This window comes from Escherichia sp. TC-EC600-tetX4, from assembly GCF_019356055.1.
GTDB lineage: Bacteria > Pseudomonadota > Gammaproteobacteria > Enterobacterales > Enterobacteriaceae.
In genome coordinates this window covers 3,797,914-3,823,008 of record NZ_CP079924.1, presented here as the reverse complement: position 1 = coordinate 3,823,008, position 25,095 = coordinate 3,797,914, and the positions used below count along the sequence as shown (strand labels likewise).

Annotated in this window: 22 protein-coding genes; 11 read left to right on the top strand and 11 right to left on the bottom strand. The window is 53.2% G+C overall.

Going from position 1 to position 25,095, the window contains the following annotated elements; genetic code table 11:
• Window positions 1-18: 18 nt before the first annotated feature.
• The 3 genes from carA to caiF all read left to right on the top strand — a co-directional run bounded on the left by carA (window position 19) and on the right by caiF (window position 5,063).
• Entirely contained in the window at window positions 19-1,167 is a 1,149-nt protein-coding gene (gene carA, locus KXD89_RS18545; protein WP_000597260.1) for a glutamine-hydrolyzing carbamoyl-phosphate synthase small subunit, read from the top strand.
• A 17-nt stretch (window positions 1,168-1,184) separates the two neighbouring features.
• On the top strand, window positions 1,185-4,406 hold the full coding sequence (gene carB / locus KXD89_RS18540; RefSeq protein ID WP_001126348.1) for a carbamoyl-phosphate synthase large subunit: 3,222 nt from the start codon (window positions 1,185-1,187) through the stop codon (window positions 4,404-4,406).
• 261 nt (window positions 4,407-4,667) lie between these two features.
• Complete coding sequence (caiF, locus tag KXD89_RS18535; protein ID WP_000333125.1) at window positions 4,668-5,063, top strand: carnitine metabolism transcriptional regulator CaiF; 396 nt, start codon at window positions 4,668-4,670, stop codon at window positions 5,061-5,063.
• Between the two features lie 85 nt (window positions 5,064-5,148).
• Here caiF and caiE read toward each other — a convergent pair whose 3' ends face one another.
• The 6 genes from caiE to caiT form a co-directional block, all read right to left on the bottom strand.
• Window positions 5,149-5,739 carry a carnitine operon protein CaiE gene (caiE, locus tag KXD89_RS18530; protein WP_000122871.1) on the bottom strand — a complete coding sequence of 197 codons (591 nt, stop codon included), beginning with the start codon at window positions 5,737-5,739 and terminating at the stop codon, window positions 5,149-5,151.
• 5 nt (window positions 5,740-5,744) lie between these two features.
• A complete protein-coding gene (gene caiD / locus KXD89_RS18525) occupies window positions 5,745-6,530 on the bottom strand; it encodes a crotonobetainyl-CoA hydratase (RefSeq protein WP_001295419.1) in 786 nt (261 codons plus the stop codon).
• Window positions 6,531-6,638: 108 nt separating this feature from the next.
• Window positions 6,639-8,192, bottom strand: coding sequence for a crotonobetaine/carnitine-CoA ligase (gene caiC, locus KXD89_RS18520; RefSeq protein ID WP_001350478.1), 1,554 nt, complete (start codon window positions 8,190-8,192; stop codon window positions 6,639-6,641).
• Window positions 8,193-8,265: 73 nt separating this feature from the next.
• A complete protein-coding gene (gene caiB / locus KXD89_RS18515) occupies window positions 8,266-9,483 on the bottom strand; it encodes an L-carnitine CoA-transferase (RefSeq protein WP_000349936.1) in 1,218 nt (405 codons plus the stop codon).
• 128 nt (window positions 9,484-9,611) lie between these two features.
• On the bottom strand, window positions 9,612-10,754 hold the full coding sequence (gene caiA / locus KXD89_RS18510) for a crotonobetainyl-CoA dehydrogenase (protein ID WP_000347117.1): 1,143 nt from the start codon (window positions 10,752-10,754) through the stop codon (window positions 9,612-9,614).
• 30 nt (window positions 10,755-10,784) lie between these two features.
• Window positions 10,785-12,299, bottom strand: a complete 1,515-nt coding sequence (gene caiT / locus KXD89_RS18505; protein WP_000787103.1) for an L-carnitine/gamma-butyrobetaine antiporter — start codon at window positions 12,297-12,299, stop codon at window positions 10,785-10,787.
• Between the two features lie 471 nt (window positions 12,300-12,770).
• Between caiT and KXD89_RS18500 the strand changes: the two genes are divergently transcribed.
• The 8 genes from KXD89_RS18500 (at window position 12,771) to folA (ending at window position 20,670) form a co-directional block, all read left to right on the top strand.
• A complete protein-coding gene (locus tag KXD89_RS18500; protein WP_000692204.1) occupies window positions 12,771-13,541 on the top strand; it encodes an electron transfer flavoprotein FixA in 771 nt (256 codons plus the stop codon).
• A gap of 14 nt (window positions 13,542-13,555) precedes the next feature.
• Window positions 13,556-14,497, top strand: coding sequence for an electron transfer flavoprotein subunit alpha/FixB family protein (locus tag KXD89_RS18495; protein WP_001091499.1), 942 nt, complete (start codon window positions 13,556-13,558; stop codon window positions 14,495-14,497).
• Between the two features lie 50 nt (window positions 14,498-14,547).
• The gene (locus KXD89_RS18490; RefSeq protein ID WP_001287715.1) at window positions 14,548-15,834 is read left to right on the top strand and encodes an FAD-dependent oxidoreductase; all 1,287 of its coding nucleotides are present in this window, start codon (window positions 14,548-14,550) and stop codon (window positions 15,832-15,834) included.
• Window positions 15,831-16,118, top strand: coding sequence for a ferredoxin-like protein FixX (gene fixX / locus KXD89_RS18485; RefSeq protein WP_000203741.1), 288 nt, complete (start codon window positions 15,831-15,833; stop codon window positions 16,116-16,118). Before KXD89_RS18490 ends, fixX begins: the two co-directional genes overlap by 4 nt.
• A gap of 56 nt (window positions 16,119-16,174) precedes the next feature.
• Window positions 16,175-17,506, top strand: coding sequence for an MFS transporter (locus KXD89_RS18480; protein WP_001183198.1), 1,332 nt, complete (start codon window positions 16,175-16,177; stop codon window positions 17,504-17,506).
• A gap of 107 nt (window positions 17,507-17,613) precedes the next feature.
• Entirely contained in the window at window positions 17,614-18,144 is a 531-nt protein-coding gene (kefF, locus tag KXD89_RS18475; RefSeq protein ID WP_000600725.1) for a glutathione-regulated potassium-efflux system oxidoreductase KefF, read from the top strand.
• Window positions 18,137-19,999, top strand: a complete 1,863-nt coding sequence (gene kefC / locus KXD89_RS18470) for a glutathione-regulated potassium-efflux system protein KefC (protein WP_000377098.1) — start codon at window positions 18,137-18,139, stop codon at window positions 19,997-19,999. Before kefF ends, kefC begins: the two co-directional genes overlap by 8 nt.
• A 191-nt stretch (window positions 20,000-20,190) precedes the next feature.
• On the top strand, window positions 20,191-20,670 hold the full coding sequence (gene folA / locus KXD89_RS18465; RefSeq protein WP_000624375.1) for a type 3 dihydrofolate reductase: 480 nt from the start codon (window positions 20,191-20,193) through the stop codon (window positions 20,668-20,670).
• Window positions 20,671-20,747: 77 nt separating this feature from the next.
• Here folA and apaH read toward each other — a convergent pair whose 3' ends face one another.
• The 5 genes from apaH to surA are packed head-to-tail and all read right to left on the bottom strand — an operon-like array spanning window position 20,748 to window position 25,070.
• On the bottom strand, window positions 20,748-21,590 hold the full coding sequence (apaH, locus tag KXD89_RS18460) for a bis(5'-nucleosyl)-tetraphosphatase (symmetrical) ApaH (protein ID WP_000257192.1): 843 nt from the start codon (window positions 21,588-21,590) through the stop codon (window positions 20,748-20,750).
• 6 nt (window positions 21,591-21,596) lie between these two features.
• Complete coding sequence (gene apaG, locus KXD89_RS18455; protein WP_000610901.1) at window positions 21,597-21,974, bottom strand: Co2+/Mg2+ efflux protein ApaG; 378 nt, start codon at window positions 21,972-21,974, stop codon at window positions 21,597-21,599.
• Window positions 21,975-21,976: 2 nt separating this feature from the next.
• Window positions 21,977-22,798 (bottom strand): 16S rRNA (adenine(1518)-N(6)/adenine(1519)-N(6))-dimethyltransferase RsmA, encoded by an 822-nt coding sequence (gene rsmA / locus KXD89_RS18450; RefSeq protein ID WP_001065381.1) that lies wholly within the window; start codon window positions 22,796-22,798, stop codon window positions 21,977-21,979.
• Complete coding sequence (pdxA, locus tag KXD89_RS18445) at window positions 22,795-23,784, bottom strand: 4-hydroxythreonine-4-phosphate dehydrogenase PdxA (protein WP_000241277.1); 990 nt, start codon at window positions 23,782-23,784, stop codon at window positions 22,795-22,797. The genes rsmA and pdxA overlap by 4 nt, the downstream gene beginning before the upstream one ends.
• Entirely contained in the window at window positions 23,784-25,070 is a 1,287-nt protein-coding gene (gene surA / locus KXD89_RS18440; protein WP_000800457.1) for a peptidylprolyl isomerase SurA, read from the bottom strand. The genes pdxA and surA overlap by 1 nt, the downstream gene beginning before the upstream one ends.
• Window positions 25,071-25,095: the final 25 nt, after the last annotated feature.

Here is a 25,095-nt window from a genome sequence, read left to right as displayed (position 1 = left end):
TATTCTCTGGAGGGTGTTTTGATTAAGTCAGCGCTATTGGTTCTGGAAGACGGAACCCAGTTTCACGGTCGGGCCATAGGGGCAACAGGTTCGGCGGTTGGGGAAGTCGTTTTCAATACTTCAATGACCGGTTATCAAGAAATCCTCACTGATCCTTCCTATTCTCGTCAAATCGTTACTCTTACTTATCCCCATATTGGCAATGTCGGCACCAATGACGCCGATGAAGAATCTTCTCAGGTACATGCACAAGGTCTGGTGATTCGCGACCTGCCGCTGATTGCCAGCAACTTCCGTAATACCGAAGACCTCTCTTCTTACCTGAAACGCCATAACATCGTGGCGATTGCCGATATCGATACCCGTAAGCTGACGCGTTTACTGCGCGAGAAAGGCGCACAGAATGGCTGCATTATCGCGGGCGATAACCCGGATGCGGCGCTGGCGTTAGAAAAAGCCCGCGCGTTCCCAGGTCTGAATGGCATGGATCTGGCAAAAGAAGTGACCACCGCAGAAGCCTATAGCTGGACACAAGGGAGCTGGACGTTGACCGGTGGCCTGCCAGAAGCGAAAAAAGAAGACGAGCTGCCGTTCCACGTCGTGGCTTATGATTTTGGTGCCAAGCGCAACATCCTGCGGATGCTGGTGGATAGAGGCTGTCGCCTGACCATCGTTCCGGCGCAAACTTCTGCGGAAGATGTGCTGAAAATGAATCCAGACGGCATCTTCCTCTCCAACGGTCCTGGCGACCCGGCCCCGTGCGATTACGCCATTACCGCCATCCAGAAATTCCTCGAAACCGATATTCCGGTATTCGGCATCTGTCTCGGTCATCAGCTGCTGGCGCTGGCGAGCGGTGCGAAGACTGTCAAAATGAAATTTGGTCACCACGGCGGCAACCATCCGGTTAAAGATGTGGAGAAAAACGTGGTAATGATCACCGCCCAGAACCACGGTTTTGCGGTGGACGAAGCAACATTACCTGCAAACCTGCGTGTCACGCATAAATCCCTGTTCGACGGTACGTTACAGGGCATTCATCGCACCGATAAACCGGCATTCAGCTTCCAGGGGCACCCTGAAGCCAGCCCTGGTCCACACGACGCCGCGCCGTTGTTCGACCACTTTATCGAGTTAATTGAGCAGTACCGTAAAACCGCTAAGTAATCAGGAGTAAAAGAGCCATGCCAAAACGTACAGATATAAAAAGTATCCTGATTCTGGGTGCGGGCCCGATTGTTATCGGTCAGGCGTGTGAGTTTGACTACTCTGGCGCGCAAGCGTGTAAAGCCCTGCGTGAAGAGGGTTACCGCGTCATTCTGGTGAACTCCAACCCGGCGACCATCATGACCGACCCGGAAATGGCTGATGCAACCTACATCGAGCCGATTCACTGGGAAGTTGTACGCAAGATTATTGAAAAAGAGCGCCCGGACGCGGTGCTGCCAACGATGGGCGGTCAGACGGCGCTGAACTGCGCGCTGGAGCTGGAACGTCAGGGCGTGTTGGAAGAGTTCGGTGTCACCATGATTGGTGCCACTGCCGATGCGATTGATAAAGCAGAAGACCGCCGTCGTTTCGACGTAGCGATGAAGAAAATTGGTCTGGAAACCGCGCGTTCCGGTATCGCACACACGATGGAAGAAGCGCTGGCGGTTGCCGCTGACGTGGGCTTCCCGTGCATTATTCGCCCATCCTTTACCATGGGCGGTAGCGGCGGCGGTATCGCTTATAACCGTGAAGAGTTTGAAGAAATTTGCGCCCGCGGTCTGGATCTCTCTCCGACCAAAGAGTTGCTGATTGATGAGTCGCTGATCGGCTGGAAAGAGTACGAGATGGAAGTGGTGCGTGATAAAAACGACAACTGCATCATCGTCTGCTCTATCGAAAACTTCGATGCGATGGGCATCCACACCGGTGACTCCATCACTGTCGCGCCAGCCCAAACGCTGACCGACAAAGAATATCAAATCATGCGTAACGCCTCGATGGCGGTGCTGCGTGAAATCGGCGTTGAAACCGGTGGTTCCAACGTTCAGTTTGCGGTGAACCCGAAAAACGGTCGTCTGATTGTTATCGAAATGAACCCACGCGTGTCCCGTTCTTCGGCGCTGGCGTCGAAAGCGACCGGTTTCCCGATTGCTAAAGTGGCGGCGAAACTGGCGGTGGGTTACACCCTCGACGAACTGATGAACGACATCACTGGCGGACGTACTCCGGCCTCCTTCGAGCCGTCCATCGACTATGTGGTTACTAAAATTCCTCGCTTCAACTTCGAAAAATTCGCCGGTGCTAACGACCGTCTGACCACTCAGATGAAATCGGTTGGCGAAGTGATGGCGATTGGTCGCACGCAGCAGGAATCCCTGCAAAAAGCGCTGCGCGGCCTGGAAGTCGGTGCGACTGGATTCGACCCGAAAGTGAGCCTGGATGACCCGGAAGCGTTAACCAAAATCCGTCGCGAACTGAAAGACGCAGGCGCAGATCGTATCTGGTACATCGCCGATGCGTTCCGTGCGGGCCTGTCTGTGGACGGCGTCTTCAACCTGACCAACATTGACCGCTGGTTCCTGGTACAGATTGAAGAGCTGGTGCGTCTGGAAGAGAAAGTGGCGGAAGTGGGCATCACTGGCCTGAACGCTGACTTCCTGCGCCAGCTGAAACGCAAAGGCTTTGCCGATGCGCGCTTGGCAAAACTGGCGGGCGTACGCGAAGCGGAAATCCGTAAGCTGCGTGACCAGTATGACCTGCACCCGGTTTATAAGCGCGTGGATACCTGTGCGGCAGAGTTCGCCACCGACACCGCTTACATGTACTCCACTTATGAAGAAGAGTGCGAAGCGAATCCGTCTACCGACCGTGAAAAAATCATGGTGCTTGGCGGCGGCCCGAACCGTATCGGTCAGGGTATCGAATTCGACTACTGTTGCGTACACGCCTCGCTGGCGCTGCGCGAAGACGGTTACGAAACCATTATGGTTAACTGTAACCCGGAAACCGTCTCCACCGACTACGACACTTCCGACCGCCTCTACTTCGAGCCGGTAACTCTGGAAGATGTGCTGGAAATCGTGCGTATCGAGAAGCCGAAAGGCGTTATCGTCCAGTACGGCGGTCAGACCCCGCTGAAACTGGCGCGCGCGCTGGAAGCTGCTGGCGTACCGGTTATCGGCACCAGCCCGGATGCTATCGACCGTGCAGAAGACCGTGAACGCTTCCAGCATGCGGTTGAGCGTCTGAAACTGAAACAACCGGCGAACGCCACCGTTACCGCTATTGAAATGGCGGTAGAGAAGGCGAAAGAGATTGGCTACCCGCTGGTGGTACGTCCGTCTTACGTTCTCGGCGGTCGGGCGATGGAAATCGTCTATGACGAAGCTGACCTGCGTCGCTACTTCCAGACGGCGGTCAGCGTGTCTAACGATGCGCCAGTGTTGCTGGACCACTTCCTCGATGACGCGGTAGAAGTTGACGTGGATGCCATCTGCGACGGCGAAATGGTGCTGATTGGCGGCATCATGGAGCATATTGAGCAGGCGGGCGTGCACTCCGGTGACTCCGCATGTTCTCTGCCAGCCTACACCTTAAGTCAGGAAATTCAGGATGTGATGCGCCAGCAGGTGCAGAAACTGGCCTTCGAATTGCAGGTGCGCGGCCTGATGAACGTGCAGTTTGCGGTGAAAAACAACGAAGTCTACCTGATTGAAGTTAACCCGCGTGCGGCGCGTACCGTTCCGTTCGTCTCCAAAGCCACCGGCGTACCGCTGGCAAAAGTGGCGGCGCGCGTGATGGCTGGCAAATCGCTGGCTGAGCAGGGCGTAACCAAAGAAGTTATCCCGCCGTACTACTCGGTGAAAGAAGTGGTGCTGCCGTTCAATAAATTCCCGGGCGTTGACCCGCTGTTAGGGCCAGAAATGCGCTCTACCGGGGAAGTCATGGGCGTGGGCCGCACCTTCGCTGAAGCGTTTGCCAAAGCGCAGCTGGGCAGCAACTCCACCATGAAGAAACACGGTCGTGCGCTGCTTTCCGTGCGCGAAGGCGATAAAGAACGCGTGGTGGACCTGGCGGCAAAACTGCTGAAACAGGGCTTCGAGCTGGATGCGACCCACGGCACGGCGATTGTGCTGGGCGAAGCAGGTATCAACCCGCGTCTGGTAAACAAGGTGCATGAAGGCCGTCCGCACATTCAGGACCGTATCAAGAATGGCGAATATACCTACATCATCAACACCACCTCAGGCCGTCGTGCGATTGAAGACTCCCGCGTGATTCGTCGCAGTGCGCTGCAATATAAAGTGCATTACGACACCACCCTGAACGGCGGCTTTGCCACCGCGATGGCGCTGAATGCCGATGCGACTGAAAAAGTAATTTCGGTGCAGGAAATGCACGCACAGATCAAATAATAGCGTGTCATGGCAGATATTTTTCATCCGCTAATTTGATCGAATAACTAATACGGTTCTCTGATGAGGACCGTTTTTTTTTGCCCATTAAGTAAATCTTTTGGGGAATCGATATTTTTGATGACATAAGCAGGATTTAGCTCACACTTATCGACGGTGAAGTTGCATACTATCGATATATCCACAATTTTAATATGGCCTTGTTTAATTGCTTCAAAACGAGTCATAGCCAGACTTTTAATTTGTGAAACTGGAGTTCGTATGTGTGAAGGATATGTTGAAAAACCACTCTACTTGTTAATCGCCGAATGGATGATGGCTGAAAATCGGTGGGTGATAGCAAGAGAGATCTCTATTCATTTCGATATTGAACACAGCAAGGCGGTTAATACCCTGACTTATATTCTGTCGGAAGTCACAGAAATAAGCTGCGAAGTTAAGATGATCCCTAATAAGCTGGAAGGGCGGGGATGCCAGTGTCAGCGACTGGTTAAAGTGGTCGATATCGATGAGCAAATTTACGCGCGCCTGCGCAATAACAGTCGGGAAAAATTAGTCGGTGTAAGAAAGACGCCGCGTATTCCTGCCGTTCCGCTCACGGAACTTAACCGCGAGCAGAAGTGGCAGATGATGTTGTCAAAGAGTATGCGTCGTTAATTTTATCTCGTTGATACCGGGCGTCCTGCTTGCCAGATGCGATGTTGTAGCATCTTATCCAGCAACCAGGTCGCATCCGGCAAGATCACCGTTTAGGCGTCACATCCGTCGTCCCCTGCAAACGGGGGCGATTTTCCTCCATTTGCCTCAGTGGCTGCGTTTCATGTAACGATACATGACAGCGCCCGACAAGATCCTGATACTCTTTGGTATTCAACCGTTTCCAGTGTAACTCGTCGTCACTAACATTGCGTACAGCGCGGGCTGGCGTACCCATCAACAACTGGCGTTTCTCGCCGCGAAAGCCCGCTTTGACAAAGCTCATGGCGGCAACAATGCTCTCTTCGCCAATGACCGCGCCATCCATAATCACGCTGTTCATCCCGACCAATGCATCGCGACCAATCAAACAACCATGCAGGATCGCTCCGTGCCCGATATGGCCGTTTTCCCCAACGATAGTGTCAGTGTCGCAGTAGCCATGCATAATGCAGCCATCCTGAATATTGGCTCCCGCTTGCACGATCAACCGCCCGTAGTCACCACGCAGTGAGGCGAGTGGGCCGATGTAGACACCGGCTCCCACAATCACATCGCCAATCAAGACGGCACTGGGATGGACAAACGCCGTCGGGTGAACCACCGGAATTAACCCCTCAAAGGCGTAATAGCTCACGGTTGTTAACGTCCTTTCCACACCGGATCGCGCTTCTCGGCAAACGCCAGCGGCCCTTCAATGGCATCTTCCGAATGCAGAACCGATGGATAGTGTTTCAACACGCCGCTGCGAATATAGCGATACGCTTCTTCTACCGGCATTTCGCTGGTGGTGCGGTAGATCTCTTTCAGCGCCGCAATCGCCAGCGGGGCGCTGTTAACCAGCTGCTGAGCCAGTTCGCGGGCGTTATCCATCAGTTCCGCCTGGCTAACCACGCGGTTGACTATCCCCCAACGCAGCGCCTCTTCTGCGCCCATTCGTCTGCCGGTCATCACCATTTCATTGACGATGGCAGGCGGCAGGATCTTCGGCAGACGCAGCACACCGCCGCTGTCAGGAACGATGCCCAGTTTGGCTTCCGGCAGGGCGAAGCTGGCGTTATCGGCACAAACAATAAAATCTGCCGCCAGCGCCAGTTCAAAGCCGCCGCCAAAGGCATAGCCGTTCACAGCTGCGATAACCGGTTTGTCGAGATTGAAAATTTCGGTTAATCCCGCAAAACCACCCGGACCAAAGTCAGCATCCGGTGCTTCGCCTTCTGCTGCCGCTTTTAAATCCCAGCCCGCGGAAAAGAACTTCTCTCCGGCACCGGTAATAATGGCGACACGTAATTGCGGATCGTCACGGAAATTTAGAAATACTTCGCCCATTTCAAAGCTGGTTTTTGCATCAATAGCATTCGCTTTTGGACGATCAAGGGTAATTTCCAGAATTGATCCATTGCGGGTCAGATGTAATGATTCACTCATTCCTTTTCTCCATTTTTGCTTTTTCAGGGACGACAACATCCCTGCAAAAAATGCATATTGTTTTAGAGTGTGATTATTAGCTGGCAGGGTAGTTCCCTGCTGTTTCATTTATTTCAGATTCTTTCTAATTATTTTCCCCGAGCAATTACGTGGCAGATCTTTTCTGATCTCCAGATAAGAGGGCACTTTAAATTTCGCCATATTTTGTTCGCAGAAGCGGAAAAATTCCTCTTCGCTCAATGTTTCACCTTCATTCAGCACCACAAATGCTTTGATGGCTTCATCGCGAATCGAATCTTTAATACCCACAACCACGATGTCCTGAATTTTCGGGTGCGCGGCGATAATATTTTCCAGCTCCACGCAGGAGACATTCTCGCCGCCACGTTTAATCATATTGCAGCGGCGATCGACGAAATAAAAAAAGTCCTCTTCGTCGCGGTATCCGGTATCGCCGGTATGCAGCCAGCCATCGGCTTCCAGCACTTTCGCAGTGGCTTGTGGGTTGAGAAAGTACTCTTTGAAGATGGTTTTCCCAGGTATGCCTTTAATGCAGATTTCACCGATCTCACCAGCCGGGAGCGGGCGATTGTGATCGTCGCGGATCTCCGCTTCGTAGCAAAACCCCACCCGACCAATCGACGGCCAGCGTCGTTTATCGCCAGGACGATCGCCGATAATGCCCACAATGGTTTCCGTCATCCCATAAGACGTCAGCAAGCGAACGCCGAAGCGTTCACAAAACGCATCTTTTTCCTGCTCCGACAAGTTGAGATAAAACATCACTTCCCGCAGGCGGTGTTGCTGATCGTTCGCTGAAGGCGGCTGTACCATCAACGTACGGATCATCATCGGAATACATTCGGTAACGGTGGCGCGGTACTTCTGTACCTGTCCCCAGAAGGCGCGGGCGCTGTATTTCTCGACCAGCACAAAGGTGGCCCCGGCAGAAAACGCCGCCATCGCCGCAGTACACTGGCAATCGATATGAAACGCAGGCATTACCGTCAGGTAGACGTCATCGTCACGCAGTGCACACTGCCAGGCGGAGTAATATCCAGCGAAGCGCAGGTTGTAATGGGTAATCACCACACCTTTCGGTCGGGAGGTGGTGCCGGAGGTGAAGAGAATTTCCGCCGTATCGTCAGTCGATAGCGGCGGTGCATAGCACAAGGTGGCAGGTTGTTGATTTTTCAGTTGAGTAAACGAACTCACGCCATCATCAGCGGGAAGTGCCACATCTGTCAGGCAAATGTGCCGCAATTGAGTGGCATCTTCCTGCTGAATCTGTTGATACATAGGATAGAATTGCGCACTGGTCACCAGCAGGCACGCCTGGCTATTTTGCAGGATCCACGCGCTTTCCTCGCACAACAGGCGGGCGTTAATCGGCACCATAATCGCGCCAATTTTTGCCAGCCCGAACCAGCAAAAGATAAATTCCGGGCAGTTGTCGAGATGTAGTGCAACCTTGTCGCCTTTGCGAATCCCCAGCGTATAAAACAGGTTTGCCGTGCGGTTAATCTCCTGATTTAACTCAAGATAACTATACCGGTTAACGACTCCGCCGCTGGATTCACAAATCAGCGCCGTTTTATGACCGTAAACGTCCGCAAGATCGTCCCACATTTGACGTAGATGTTGTCCGCCAATGATATCCATTGCACCTCTATCCATTTTTGTTCGTTTGTTATTGGGCGGGCGCTAGTCAGGCAAGCCGACTGACGCCACGCGTTTAGTCCTCAACTTTGGCCAGACCTTTGCTGACCAACTCCTGAATGTCGTTTTCGCTGTAGCCGATATTTTTCAAAATGGCAGCCGTGTCCATGCCATGTGAGGGCATTCCGCGCCAGATTTGTCCGGGGTTATTTTTGAATTTCGGCATGATGTTCGGCCCTTTGCAGGTGCGACCATCCATCGTTTGCCACTGAGTGATTGATTCGCGAGCCACATACTGTGGATTGCTTTCCAGTTCCGGTACGGTCAGCACTTTGGCGCAGGCGATATTCAGTTCAGCAAAGCGTTCTTTTACTTCCGCGATGGTATGTGTCGCCAGCCAGGCATCGAGTTTCTCTTCAACCAGTGGGCCGTAAGGGCATTCGATACGGTGGATAAGCTGAGTGCCTTCCGGGATTTCTGGCGTGCCAAGCAGATGTGCGAGGCCAATATCTTTAAAGCACTCTTCAATTTGGGTAATGCCCACCAGTTCCATCACGATGTAGCCGTCGGCACATTTATACAGACCGCAACCGGCGTAGTAGGGATCTTTACCTTTGCTCATGCGCGGGCACATTTCGCCGCCGTTGAAGTAATCCATCATGAAGTACTGGCCCATACGCAGCATCACTTCATACATGGCGATGTCGATACTTTCGCCTTTACCGGTTTCACGCACTTTATGCAGTGCTGCCAGCGCCGCCGTGGTGGCGGTCAGGCCAGAAAAGTAATCGGCGGTATACGGGAAGGCAGGCATTGGCTGGTCAACATCACCGTTCTGAATCAGGTAACCACTAAAGGCCTGGGCGATAGTGTTATAGGCCGGAAGATTGGTGTACTCCTCGGTGCCGTACTGACCAAAACCGGACAGGTGAGCGATAACCAGTTTCGGGTTGTGCTGCCACAGTACTTCATCGGTAATGCCACGACGGGCAAAGGCCGGACCTTTACTGGCTTCGATGAAGATATCGGTGGTTTCCATTAATTTCAGAAACGCTTCGCGGCCTTCATCTTTGAAAATATTTAACGACAGCGCGTGCAAATTGCGGCGGGAGAGTTGCGGGTAGTTCGGTTGAACGCGAATGGTGTCGGCCCAGGCGACGTTCTCGATCCAGATAACTTCCGCGCCCCATTCTGCGAACATTTGCCCGGCAAACGGTCCGGCGATTTCGATACCGGAGAAGACAACGCGCAATCCGGCCAACGGCCCGAATTTCGGCATGGGTAGATGATCCATTATTTGCTCCTGAAAAATTTATGTAGCGCATGACTGCCGGATGCGGCGTAAACGCTTTATCCGGCCTACATTCGTGCTCCCGTAGGCCTGATAAGACGCATCAGCGTCGCATCAGGCAGCGCACGGACTTAGCGGTATTGCTTCAGCACCGCACGACCCAGCGTCAGGATCTGCATTTCGTCAGATCCCCCGGAGACGCGGTCTACACGCAGATCACGCCAGAAGCGGCTGATGCGGTGGTTGCCCGCAATCCCGACACCGCCCAGCACCTGCATTGCGCTATCCACAACTTCAAATGCCGCATTGGCGCAGAAGTATTTGCACATCGCTGCATCGCCAGAGGTGATGGTGCCGTTGTCTGCTTTCCACGCTGCTTCATACAGCATGTTTTTCATGGAGTTTAATTTGATCGCCATGTGGGCGAATTTTTCCTGAATCAACTGGAAACGACCAATAGCCTCGCCAAACTGCACGCGCTGATTGGCGTAGCGCGCCGCATCTTCAAAGGCGCACATCGCCGTACCGTAGTTGGTGAGGGCTACCAGGAAACGTTCATGGTCGAACTCTTCTTTGACGCGGTTAAAGCCGTTACCTTCCCGACCGAACATGTCTTTCTCGTCCAGTTCCACGTCGTCAAAGGTGATTTCACAGCAGCTATCCATACGCAGACCGAGCTTTTCAAGTTTGGTCACTTTGATGCCCGGTTTGCTCATATCAACAAACCATTCGGTGTAGACAGGTTTGTCCGGAGAAGCCCCGTCGCGCGCCATCACCACGATGTACGGGGTGTAGGCGCTGCTGGTAATAAAACACTTACTACCATTAAGATAAATCTTACCATTTCTACGGGTATAAGTCGTTTTCAGGCTACCCACGTCGGAGCCCGCGCCCGGTTCGGTAATCGCTGAGTTCCACATCTGCTTACCGGTGCCGCGGAAAGCCATAATTTTGTCGATCTGCTCTTGTGTGCCTTCGCGCAGGAAGGTGTTGAACCCGCCCGGCAACTGGTACAGCACATAGGTTGGTGCCCCCAGACGTCCCAGCTCCATCCACACGGCGGCGAGAGTAACAAACCCCGCGTCCAGACCACCGTGCTCTTCAGGGATCAGCAGACTGTCGATACCCATATCCGCCAGTGCTTTGACAAAACGTTCCGGGTAGACGCTGTCACGGTCGCACTCGGCAAAATAGGCCTCCCAGTTTTCGCTGGCCATCAGTTCGCGGATACCGGCGACAAACAGTTCCTGCTCATCATTTAAATTAAAATCCATCTTTCAACCTCTTGATATTTTGGGGGTTAATTAATCTTTCCAGTTCTGTTTCGCGTCTTTAATAAAGGAGAGCGTCACCATAATGTTGACGAAGAACAGCGGGCATCCTCCGGCGATAATGGCGGTTTGAATCGGTTTCAGGCCGCCGAGCGCCAGCAGAACAATACCGATAATGCCAACCAGAATTGACCAACCGATACGCACCAGCAGAGGTGGTTCTTCACCATCGCGTACTTCGCGGCAAGTGGACATCGCCAGGGTATAAGAGCAGGCGTTAACCAGCGTAACGGTGGCAATAAAGCAGAGGATGAAGAAGCCCCACATGGTGGCGGTGCTGAGTGGCAGAGCGGCCCAGGTTTCAATGATGGCGCGCGCCACACCGTACTGTTCGATCAGATTTGGAATGTTGATGATGTTTTTATCTATCAACAGCAGAGTGTTACTACCGAGTACAGTCCACAGGATCCAGGTTGACGCTGTCAGCCCCAGCACCATGCCGAAGCACAGTTCACGCACAGTACGACCACGGGAGATGCGGGCGAGGAAGATACTCATCTGGATAGCATAAATCACCCACCATGCCCAGTAGAACACGGTCCAGCCCTGCGGGAAGCCGCCTTTAGCGATGGGATCGGTATAGAACAACATGCGCGGCAGATACATCAGCAACATCCCCACCGAATCGGTGAAGTAGTTCATGATGAAGCTGGCACCGCTGACAATGAACACCCAACCCAGCATCAGGAAGCTCAGGTAACTACGCACGTCACTGGCGATACGTACCCCTTTTTGCAGACCGCAAGCGACGCAAATGGCGTTGAGGATAATCCAGCAGGTAATGATGATAGCGTCCAGTTGCAGGGTATGCGGAATGCCAAACAACCATTGCATACACTCGGTCACCAGCGGCGTGGCAAGGCCCAGACTGGTACCCATCGCGAAGATCAAGGCGACGAGATAGAAGTTGTCGACGATAGTGCCGAACAACCCTTTGGCGTGTTTTTCACCTACCAGCGGCACCAGTGTCGAGCTGGGGCGAATCACTTCCATTTTGCGGACAAAGAAGAAGTAAGCGAAGGCGACTGAAAGGAAGCTGTAAGTGGCCCACGGCAGAGGTCCCCAGTGGAACAAGCTGTAAGCCAGCCCCAACTCTTTCGCCCCTGTCGAGTTCGGTTCTAAGCCAAACGGCGGGGTGGAGATGTAGTAGTAGATCTCAATCGATCCCCAGAACAGTACGGCAGCAGACGTACAGGAGGCGAACATCATAAAGATCCAACTGGCGGTGCTAAATTCTGGCGGTTCGTTACCTAAACGCTTTTTGGCATACGGGCCAAACACCAGCCAGAACCAACCGAAAAGCATCACCACCATATACCATTCAAATGCCCATCCCCATACATTGGTGACGTAACTGAATACAGCATTAATAACGACATTCGCTGCATCCAGATCTCTGACTGTAAGCCAACAAAGTATGCCGACGATTATTAACGGCGGAAAGAAAACCTTCGGTTCTATTCCCGTTTTTCTCTTTTCATTCTTCATGAGTTAATTCCACTGTGAAAACGAATATTTATTTTGCGTTCCCGTTTGTTTTATTTTTGTTAACATTTAATATAATTATTATTAACCTCGTGGACGCGTTAATGGCTAACTCATAATGGGTATTCAATAAGCTGTATTCTGTGATTGGTATCACATTTTTGTTTCGGGTGAATAGAGGGCGTTTTTTCGTTAATTTTGATTAATAATCAGTTTGTTATGCTCTGTTGTGAGTAAAAAATAACATCTGACTTTCAATATTGGTGATCCATAAAACAATATTGAAAATTTCTTTTTGCTACGCCGTGTTTTCAATATTGGTGAGGAACTTAACAATATTGAAAGTTGGATTTATCTGCGTGTGACATTTTCAATATTGGTGATTAAAGTTTTATTTCAAAATTAAAGGGCGTGATATCTGTAATTAACACCACCGATATGAACGACGTTTCCTTCATGATTTCTGGAGATGCAATGAAGATTATTACTTGCTATAAGTGCGTGCCTGATGAACAGGATATTGCGGTCAATAATGCTGATGGTTCATTAGACTTCAGCAAAGCCGATGCCAAAATAAGCCAATACGATCTCAACGCTATTGAAGCGGCTTGCCAGCTAAAGCAACAGGCAGCAGAGGCGCAGGTGACAGCCTTAAGTGTGGGCGGTAAAGCCCTGACCAACGCCAAAGGGCGTAAAGATGTGCTATCGCGCGGCCCGGATGAACTGATTGTGGTGATTGATGACCAGTTCGAGCAGGCACTGCCGCAACAAACGGCGAGCGCACTGGCTGCAGCCGCCCAGAAAGCAGGCTTTGATCTGATCCTCTGTGGCGATGGTTCTTCCGACCTTTATGCCCAGCAGGTTGGTCTGCTGGTGGGCGAAATCCTCAATATTCCGGCAGTTAACGGCGTCAGCAAAATTATCTCCCTGACGGCAGATACCCTCACCGTTGAGCGCGAACTGGAAGATGAAACCGAAACCTTAAGCATTCCGCTGCCTGCGGTTGTTGCTGTTTCCACTGATATCAACTCCCCACAAATTCCTTCGATGAAAGCCATTCTCGGCGCGGCGAAAAAGCCCGTCCAGGTATGGTCGGCGGCGGATATTGGTTTTAACGCAGAGGCAGCCTGGTCAGAACAACAGGTTGCCGCGCCGAAACAGCGCGAACGTCAGCGCATCGTGATTGAAGGCGACGGCGAAGAACAGATCGCCGCATTTGCTGAAAATCTTCGCAAAGTCATTTAATTACAGGGGATGCTATGAACACGTTTTCTCAAGTCTGGGTATTCAGCGATACCCCTTCTCGTCTGCCGGAACTGATGAACGGTGCGCAGGCTTTAGCTAATCAAATCAACACCTTTGTCCTCAATGATGCCGACGGCGCACAGGCAATCCAGCTCGGCGCTAATCATGTCTGGAAATTAAACGGCAAACCGGACGATCGGATGATCGAAGATTACGCCGGTGTCATGGCTGACACTATTCGCCAGCACGGCGCAGACGGCCTGGTGCTGCTGCCAAACACCCGTCGCGGCAAATTACTGGCGGCAAAACTGGGTTATCGCCTTAAAGCGGCGGTGTCTAACGATGCCAGCACCGTCAGCGTACAGGACGGTAAAGCGACAGTGAAACACATGGTTTACGGTGGTCTGGCGATTGGCGAAGAACGCATTGCCACGCCGTATGCGGTACTGACCATCAGCAGCGGCACGTTCGATGCGGCTCAGCCAGACGCGTCACGCACTGGCGAAACGCACACCGTGGAGTGGCAGGCTCCGGCTGTGGCGATTACCCGCACGGCAACCCAGGCGCGCCAGAGCAACAGCGTCGATCTCGACAAAGCCCGTCTGGTGGTCAGCGTCGGTCGCGGTATTGGCAGCAAAGAGAACATTGCGCTGGCAGAACAGCTTTGCAAGGCGATAGGTGCGGAGTTGGCCTGTTCTCGTCCGGTGGCGGAAAACGAAAAATGGATGGAGCACGAACGCTATGTCGGTATCTCCAACCTGATGCTGAAACCTGAACTGTACCTGGCGGTGGGGATCTCCGGGCAGATCCAGCACATGGTTGGCGCTAACGCGTCGCAAACCATTTTCGCCATCAATAAAGATAAAAATGCGCCGATCTTCCAGTACGCGGATTACGGCATTGTTGGCGACGCCGTGAAGATCCTTCCGGCGCTGACCGCAGCTTTAGCGCGTTGATCCACTCTGGCAGGGCTGCATTTTGGCCCTGCCGCTGACAGGGAGCTCTTATGTCCGAAGATATCTTTGACGCCATCATCGTCGGTGCAGGGCTTGCCGGTTCGGTTGCCGCACTGGTGCTCGCCCGCGAAGGTGCGCAAGTGTTAGTTATCGAGCGTGGCAATTCCGCAGGTGCCAAGAACGTCACCGGCGGGCGTCTCTATGCCCACAGTCTGGAACACATTATTCCTGGTTTCGCCGACTCCGCCCCCGTAGAACGCCTGATCACCCATGAAAAACTCGCGTTTATGACGGAAAAGTCAGCGATGACTATGGACTACTGCAATGGTGACGAAACCTCGCCATCCCAGCGTTCTTACTCCGTTTTGCGCAGTAAATTTGATGCCTGGCTGATGGAGCAGGCCGAAGAAGCGGGCGCGCAGTTAATTACCGGGATCCGCGTCGATAACCTCGTACAGCGCGATGGCAAAGTCGTCGGTGTAGAAGCCGATGGCGATGTGATTGAAGCGAAAACGGTGATCCTTGCTGATGGGGTGAACTCCATCCTTGCCGAAAAATTGGGGATGGCAAAACGCGTCAAACCGACGGATGTGGCGGTTGGCGTGAAGGAACTGATCGAGTTACCGAAGTCGGTTATTGAAGACCGTTTTCAGTTGCAGGGTAATCAGGGGGCGGCTTGCCTGTTTGCGGGATCACCCACCGATGGCCTGATGGGCGGCGGCTTCCTTTATACCAATGAAAACACCCTGTCGCTGGGGCTGGTTTGTGGTTTGCATCATCTGCATGACGCGAAAAAATCGGTGCCGCAAATGCTGGAAGATTTCAAACAGCATCCGGCCGTTGCACCGCTGATCGCGGGCGGCAAGCTGGTGGAATATTCCGCTCACGTAGTGCCGGAAGCAGGCATCAACATGCTGCCGGAGTTGGTTGGTGACGGCGTATTGATTGCCGGTGATGCCGCCGGAATGTGTATGAACCTCGGTTTTACCATTCGCGGTATGGATCTGGCGATTGCCGCCGGGGAAGCCGCAGCAAAAACCGTGCTTTCAGCGATGAAAAGCGACGATTTCAGTAAGCAAAAACTGGCGGAATATCGTCAGCATCTTGAGAGTGGTCCGCTGCGCGATATGCGTATGTACCAGAAACTACCGGCGTTCCTTGATAACCCACGCATGTTTAGCGGCTACCCGGAGCTGGCGGTGGGTGTGGCGCGTGACCTGTTCACCATTGATGGCAGCGCGCCGGAACTGATGCGCAAGAAAATCCTCCGCCACGGCAAGAAAGTGGGCTTCATCAATCTAATCAAGGATGGCATGAAAGGAGTGACCGTTTTATGACTTCTCCCGTCAATGTGGACGTCAAACTGGGCGTCAATAAATTCAATGTCGATGAAGAGCATCCGCACATTGTTGTGAAGGCCGATGCTGATAAACAGGCGCTGGAGCTGCTGGTGAAAGCGTGCCCCGCAGGTCTGTACAAGAAGCAGGATGACGGCAGTGTGCGCTTCGATTACGCCGGATGTCTGGAGTGCGGCACCTGTCGCATTCTGGGGCTGGGGTCGGCGCTGGAACAGTGGGAATACCCGCGCGGCACCTTTGGTGTGGAGTTCCGTTACGGCTGATGTTGGTTTGATACGTAACGCCGCACTGACTCTCATTGCAAAAAACAGGAATAACCATGCAACCGTCCAGAAACTTTGACGATCTCAAATTCTCCTCTATTCACCGCCGCATTTTGCTGTGGGGAAGCGGTGGTCCGTTTCTGGATGGTTATGTACTGGTAATGATTGGCGTGGCGCTGGAGCAACTGACGCCGGCGCTGAAACTGGACGCTGACTGGATTGGCTTGCTGGGCGCGGGAACGCTCGCCGGGCTGTTCGTTGGCACATCGCTGTTTGGTTATATTTCCGATAAAGTCGGACGGCGCAAAATGTTCCTCATTGATATCATCGCCATCGGCGTGATATCGGTGGCGACGATGTTTGTTTCATCCCCCGTCGAACTGTTGGTGATGCGGGTACTTATCGGCATTGTCATCGGTGCAGATTATCCCATCGCCACCTCAATGATCACCGAGTTCTCCAGTACCCGTCAGCGGGCGTTTTCCATCAGCTTTATTGCCGCGATGTGGTATGTCGGCGCGACCTGTGCCGATCTGGTCGGCTACTGGCTTTATGATGTGGAAGGCGGCTGGCGCTGGATGCTGGGTAGCGCGGCGATCCCCTGTTTGTTGATTTTGATTGGTCGATTCGAACTGCCTGAATCTCCCCGCTGGTTATTACGCAAAGGGCGAGTAAAAGAGTGCGAAGAGATGATGATCAAACTGTTTGGCGAACCGGTGGCTTTCGATGAAGAGCAGCCGCAGCAAACCCGTTTTCGCGATCTGTTTAATCGCCGCCATTTTCCTTTTGTTCTGTTTGTTGCCGCCATCTGGACCTGCCAGGTGATCCCAATGTTCGCCATTTACACCTTTGGCCCGCAAATCGTTGGTTTGTTGGGATTGGGGGTTGGCAAAAACGCGGCACTAGGGAATGTGGTGATTAGCCTGTTCTTTATGCTCGGCTGTATTCCGCCGATGCTGTGGTTAAACACTGCCGGACGGCGTCCATTGTTGATTGGCAGCTTTGCCATGATGACGCTGGCGCTGGCGGTTTTGGGGCTAATCCCGGATATGGGGATCTGGCTGGTAGTGATGGCCTTTGCGGTGTATGCCTTTTTCTCTGGCGGGCCGGGTAATTTGCAGTGGCTCTATCCTAATGAACTCTTCCCGACAGATATCCGCGCCTCTGCCGTGGGCGTGATTATGTCCTTAAGTCGTATTGGCACCATTGTTTCGACCTGGGCACTACCGATCTTTATCAATAATTACGGTATCAGTAACACGATGCTAATGGGGGCGGGTATCTCGCTGTTTGGCTTGTTGATTTCCGTAGCGTTTGCCCCGGAGACTCGAGGGATGTCACTGGCGCAGACCAGCAATATGACGATCCGCGGGCAGAGAATGGGGTAAATTGTTCAGATTTCTCTCTTTTCTGAATCAATATTATTGACTATAAGCCGCGTGAATATATGACTACACTTTGTGGGAAAACAAAGGCGTAATCACGCGGGCTACCTATGATTCTTATAATTTATGCGCATCCGTATCCGCATCATTCCCATGCGAATAAACGGATGCTTGAACAGGCAAGGACGCTGGAAGGCGTCGAAATTCGCTCTCTTTATCAACTCTATCCTGACTTCAATATCGATATTGCCGCCGAGCAGGAGGCGCTGTCTCGCGCCGATCTGATCGTCTGGCAGCATCCGATGCAGTGGTACAGCATTCCTCCGCTCCTCAAACTTTGGATCGATAAAGTTTTCTCCCACGGCTGGGCTTACGGTCATGGCGGCACGGCGCTGCATGGCAAACATTTGCTGTGGGCGGTGACGACCGGCGGCGGGGAAAGCCATTTTGAAATTGGTGCGCATCCGGGCTTTGATGTGCTGTCGCAGCCGCTACAGGCGACGGCAATCTACTGCGGGCTGAACTGGCTGCCACCGTTTGCCATGCACTGCACCTTTATTTGTGACGACGAAACCCTCGAAGGGCAGGCGCGTCACTATAAGCAACGTCTGCTGGAATGGCAGGAGGCCCATCATGGATAGCCATACGCTGATTCAGGCGCTGATTTATCTCGGTTCGGCAGCGCTGATTGTACCCATTGCGGTACGTCTTGGTCTGGGATCGGTACTTGGCTACCTGATCGCCGGCTGCATTATTGGCCCGTGGGGGCTGCGACTGGTGACCGATGCCGAATCTATTCTGCACTTTGCCGAGATTGGGGTGGTGCTGATGCTGTTTATTATCGGCCTCGAACTCGATCCACAAAGGCTGTGGAAGCTGCGTGCGGCAGTGTTCGGCTGTGGCGCATTGCAGATGGTGATTTGCGGCGGCCTGCTGGGGCTGTTCTGCATGTTACTTGGGCTGCGCTGGCAGGTCGCGGAATTGATCGGCATGACGCTGGCGCTCTCCTCTACGGCGATTGCCATGCAGGCGATGAATGAACGCAATCTGATGGTGACGCAAATGGGTCGCAGTGCCTTTGCGGTGCTGCTGTTCCAGGATATCGCGGCGATCCCGCTGGTGGCGATGATTCCGCTACTGGCAACGAGCAGTGCCTCGACGACGATGGGCGCATTTGCTCTCTCGGCGTTAAAAGTGGCGGGTGCGCTGGTGCTGGTGGTATTGCTGGGGCGCTATGTCACGCGTCCGGCGCTGCGTTTTGTAGCCCGCTCTGGCTTGCGGGAAGTGTTTAGTGCCGTGGCGTTATTCCTCGTGTTTGGCTTTGGTTTGCTGCTGGAAGAGGTCGGCTTGTCGATGGCGATGGGCGCGTTTCTGGCGGGCGTACTGCTGGCAAGCTCGGAATACCGTCATGCGCTGGAGAGCGATATCGAACCATTTAAAGGTTTGCTGTTGGGGCTGTTTTTCATCGGTGTTGGCATGTCGATAGACTTTGGCACGCTGCTTGAAAACCCATTGCGCATTGTCATTTTGCTGCTCGGTTTCCTCATCATCAAAATCGCCATGCTGTGGCTGATTGCCCGACCGTTGCAAGTGCCAAATAAACAGCGTCGTTGGTTTGCGGTGTTGTTAGGGCAGGGCAGTGAGTTTGCCTTTGTGGTATTTGGCGCGGCGCAGATGGCGAATGTGCTGGAGCCGGAGTGGGCGAAATCGCTGACCCTGGCGGTGGCGCTGTCGATGGCAGCAACGCCGATTCTGCTGGTGATCCTCAATCGCCTTGAGCAATCTTCTACTGAGGAAGCGCGTGAAGCCGATGAGATCGACGAAGAACAGCCGCGCGTGATTATCGCCGGATTCGGTCGTTTTGGGCAGATTACCGGACGTTTACTGCTCTCCAGCGGGGTGAAAATGGTGGTACTCGATCACGATCCGGACCATATCGAAACCTTGCGTAAATTTGGTATGAAAGTGTTTTATGGCGATGCCACGCGGATGGATTTACTGGAATCTGCCGGAGCGGCGAAAGCGGAAGTGCTGATTAACGCCATCGACGATCCGCAAACCAACCTGCAACTGACAGAGATGGTGAAAGAACATTTCCCGCATTTGCAGATTATTGCCCGCGCCCGCGATGTCGACCACTACATTCGTTTGCGTCAGGCAGGCGTTGAAAAGCCGGAGCGTGAAACCTTCGAAGGTGCGCTGAAAACCGGGCGTCTGGCACTGGAAAGTTTAGGTCTGGGGCCGTATGAAGCGCGAGAACGTGCCGATGTGTTCCGCCGCTTTAATATTCAGATGGTGGAAGAGATGGCAATGGTTGAGAACGACACCAAAGCCCGCGCGGCGGTCTATAAACGCACCAGCGCGATGTTAAGTGAGATCATTACCGAGGACCGCGAACATCTGTCATTAATTCAACGACATGGCTGGCAGGGAACCGAAGAAGGTAAACATACCGGCAACATGGCGGATGAACCGGAAACGAAACCCTCATCCTAATAAAGAGTGACGTAAATCACACTTTACAGCTAACTGTTTGTTTTTGTTTCATTGTAATGCGGCGAGTCCAGGGAGAGAGCGTGGACTCGCCAGCAGAATATAAAATTTTCCTCAACATCATCCTCGCACCAGTCGACGACGGTTTACGCTTTACGTATAGTGGCGACAATTTTTTTTATCGGGAAATCTCAATGATCAGTCTGATTGCGGCGTTAGCGGTAGATCGCGTTATCGGCATGGAAAACGCCATGCCGTGGAACCTGCCTGCCGATCTCGCCTGGTTTAAACGCAACACCTTAAATAAACCCGTGATTATGGGCCGCCATACCTGGGAATCAATCGGTCGTCCGTTGCCAGGACGCAAAAATATTATCCTCAGCAGTCAACCGGGTACGGACGATCGCGTAACGTGGGTGAAGTCGGTGGATGAAGCCATCGCGGCGTGTGGTGACGTACCAGAAATCATGGTGATTGGCGGCGGTCGCGTTTATGAACAGTTCTTGCCAAAAGCGCAAAAACTGTATCTGACGCATATCGACGCAGAAGTGGAAGGCGACACCCATTTCCCGGATTACGAGCCGGATGACTGGGAATCGGTATTCAGCGAATTCCACGATGCTGATGCGCAGAACTCTCACAGCTATTGCTTTGAGATTCTGGAGCGGCGGTAATTTTGTATAGAATTTACGGCTAGCGCCGGATGCGACGCCGGTCGCGTCTTATCCGGCCTTCCTATATCAGGCTGTGTTTAAGACGCCGCCGCTTCGCCCAAATCCTTATGCCGGTTCGACGGCTGGACAAAATACTGTTTATCTTCCCAGCGCAGGCAGGTTAATGTACCACCCCAGCAGCAGCCGGTATCCAGCGCGTATATACCTTCCGGCGTACCTTTGCCCTCCAGCGATGCCCAGTGACCAAAGGCGATGCTGTATTCTTCAGCGACAGGGCCAGGAATCGCAAACCACGGTTTCAGTGGGGCAGGGGCCTCTTCCGGCGATTCTTTGCTGTACATATCCAGTTGACCGTTCGGGAAGCAAAAACGCATACGGGTAAAAGCGTTGGTGATAAAACGCAGTCTTCCCAGCCCCCGCAATTCCGGTGACCAGTTATTTGGCATATCGCCGTACATGGCATCAAGAAAGAAGGGATAGGAGTCACTCGATAGCACCGCTTCTACATCGCGTGCGCACTCTTTGGCGGTCTGCAGATCCCACTGCGGCGTGATCCCTGCGTGGGCCATCACCAGCTTTTTCTCTTCGTCGATTTGCAGCAGAGGCTGGCGCCGCAGCCAGTTAAGCAGCTCGTCGGCATCCGGCGCTTCCAGCAGCGGTGTCAGGCGATCTTTCGGTTTATTGCGGCTGATCCCGGCAAATACCGCCAGCAGATGCAGATCGTGATTGCCCAGCACCAGACGTACGCTGTCGCCTAAGGATTTCACATAGCGCAGAACATCCAGCGAACCCGGCCCGCGCGCGACCAGATCGCCCGTCAGCCAGAGGGTATCTTTCCCAGGGGTAAATTCTACTTTATGCAGCAATGCGATCAGTTCATCGTAACAACCATGAACGTCGCCAATAAGGTATGTCGCCATATTCTTTTAATGAATGAGTGTGGGAACGGCGAGTCGGAATACGGGAATGTCGATGCTGAAAGGGACGCCATTTTCATCGATCATTTCGTAGTGACCCTGCATGGTGCCCAGCGGGGTTTCAATGATTGCACCGCTGGTGTACTGGTACTCTTCGCCAGGCGCGATAAGTGGCTGGACGCCAACCACTCCTTCGCCCTGGACTTCGGTTTCACGGCCATTGCCATTGGTGATCAGCCAGTAACGCCCCAACAACTGCACTGGCGCTCGCCCCAGATTGCGTATGGTTACGGTATAAGCAAAAACGTAACGTTCATTATCAGGTGAAGATTGAGCCTCAATGTAGACGCTTTGAACCTGAATACACACTCGGGGCGAATTGATCATCGTTAACTCTCCTGCAAAGGCGCGTTCTCCGCCAGATAGTTCGCCATCTGGCAATATTGCGCGACAGAGATATTTTCCGCTCGCATCGCCGGGTCGATCCCCATTCCCGTTAACACCTCGACGCTAAACAGGTTGCCGAGGCTGTTACGAATGGTTTTACGACGCTGGTTAAAGGCTTCGGTGGTGATGCGGCTCAACACACGAACATCTTTAACCGGGTGAGGCATCGTTGCATGAGGAACCAGGCGCACGACGGCGGAATCCACTTTGGGTGGTGGTGTAAAGGCTGACGGCGGTACTTCCAGTACCGGGATCACATTGCAATAGTATTGCGCCATGACGCTTAATCGACCATACGCTTTGCTGTTCGGTCCTGCAACCAGACGATTCACCACCTCTTTTTGCAACATAAAGTGCATGTCGGCAATGGCATCAGTATAGCTAAACAGATGGAACATCAACGGCGTGGAGATGTTATAAGGCAGGTTGCCGAAAACACGCAGCGGCTGACCCATTTTCTCGGCCAGTTCACCAAAGTTAAAGGTCATCGCATCCTGCTGATAAATCGTCAGTTTCGGGCCTAAGAATGGATGCGTTTGCAGACGTGCCGCCAGATCGCGGTCAAGTTCGATGACCGTCAGCTGGTCCAGACGTTCGCCGACCGGTTCGGTCAATGCCGCCAGACCGGGGCCGATTTCGACCATCGCCTGGCCCTTTTGCGGGTTAATGGCAGACACAATACTGTCGATCACGAACTGATCGTTGAGAAAGTTTTGCCCGAAGCGTTTACGGGCTAAGTGGCCCTGGTGGACTCGATTATTCATTGGGTGTTAACAATCATTTTGATGGCGAGATTAAGCGCCGTAATAAAACTGCCGACATCGGCTTTGCCACGTCCCGCCAGTTCAAGCGCGGTGCCGTGGTCCACTGATGTGCGAATAAAGGGCAGGCCCAGCGTAATGTTCACACCGCGCCCGAAGCCCTGGTATTTTAGCACGGGAAGACCCTGATCGTGGTACATCGCCAGCACGGCGTCGGCGTTATCAAGATATTTCGGCTGAAACAGGGTATCGGCAGGCAGCGGCCCGTTGAGTTTCATCCCCTGCGCCCGCAGCTCATTGAGCACCGGAATAATGGTGTCTATCTCTTCCGTACCCATATGACCGCCTTCGCCCGCGTGCGGATTCAGCCCGCAGACCAGAATGCGCGGTTCGGCAATACCAAATTTGGTCCGCAAATCGTGATGCAAAATAGCAATCACTTCGTGCAAAAGTGCAGGGGTGATAGCGTCTGCGATATCGCGCAGCGGTAAATGCGTCGTTGCCAGCGCCACGCGAAGTTCTTCGGTCGCCAGCATCATCACCACCTTTTTCGCCTGCGAACGCTCTTCGAAAAACTCGGTATGACCGGTAAAAGGAATGCCAGCGTCGTTAATAACGCCTTTATGCACCGGACCTGTGATCAGCGCGGCAAATTCGCCGTTCAGACAACCATCGCACGCTCGCGCCAGCGTTTCCACCACATAATGCCCATTTTCAACCGCTAACTGCCCCGCAGTGACAGGTGCACGTAGCGCGACAGGAAGTAGCGTTAATGTGCCCGCAGTTTGCGGTTGTGCAGGGGAGTTGGGGGAATAAGGGCGGAGGGTGAGCGGCAAACCGAGCATCGCTGCCCGGTTGGTAAGGAGAGTGGCATCGGCACAAACAACCAGTTCGACCGGCCACTCACGCTGTGCAAGCTGGACAACTAAGTCCGGGCCAATCCCGGCGGGCTCGCCGGGAGTGATCACAACACGTTGGGTTTTAACCATTAGTTGCTCAGGATTTTAACGTAGGCGCTGGCACGTTGTTCCTGCATCCAGCTTGCTGCTTCTTCCGAGAACTTACGGTTCATCAGCATGCGGTATGCACGATCTTTCTGCGCAGCGTCGGTTTTATCGACATTACGGGTATCCAGCAGTTCGATTAAATGCCAGCCGAATGAAGAGTGAACCGGTGCACTCATTTGACCTTTGTTCAGGCGAGTCAGGGCGTCACGGAAGGCCGGATCGAAAATATCTGGTGTAGCCCAGCCGAGATCGCCGCCCTGGTTAGCAGAGCCTGGATCCTGAGAGAACTCTTTCGCTGCGGCAGCAAAAGTCGTTTTACCACTCTTGATATCAGCAGCAATCTGTTCCAGTTTCACACGGGCCTGTTCGTCAGTCATGATCGGCGACGGTTTCAGCAGAATATGGCGAGCATGAACTTCGGTCACCGAGATATTTTTGCTTTCGCCGCGCAGGTCGTTAACTTTCAGAATATGGAAGCCAACGCCGGAACGAATCGGGCCAACAATGTCGCCTTTCTTCGCGGTGCTTAATGCCTGGGCGAAGATCCCGGGCAACTCCTGAATACGGCCCCAGCCCATCTGGCCGCCGTTCAGCGCCTGCTGGTCGGCAGAATGAGCAATCGCCAGCTTACCGAAATCAGCGCCGTTACGCGCCTGATCGACAATGGCGCGCGCCTGGCTTTCCGCTTCGTTCACCTGATCAGAGGTCGGGTTTTCCGGCAGCGGGATCAGGATGTGGCTCAGGTTCAGCTCAGTGCTGGCGTCGTTTTGGTTACCCACCTGCTGCGCCAGGGATTCGACTTCCTGCGGCAGGATGGTGATGCGACGACGCACCTCGTTGTTACGCACTTCAGAGATAATCATCTCTTTGCGGATCTGGTTACGATAGGTGTTGTAGTTCAGTCCATCGTAAGCCAGACGGCTGCGCATCTGATCCAGCGTCATGTTGTTCTGTTTCGCGATGTTAGCAATCGCCTGATCCAGCTGCTCATCGGAGATTTTCACTCCCATTTTCTGCCCCATCTGCAGGATGATTTGATCCATGATCAAACGTTCCATGATTTGGTGGCGCAGCGTCGCGTCATCAGGAAGTTGCTGCCTTGCCTGAGCAGCGTTCAGTTTTACCGACTGCATTAATCCATCAACGTCGCTTTCCAGCACGACGCCGTTATTGACGACGGCTGCGACTTTATCGACTACCTGGGGGGCAGCGAAACTGGTATTCGCGATCATGGCGATACCGAGAAGCAGCGTTTTCCAGTTCTTCATACTTTTTCCATTTCAATTAACCGCA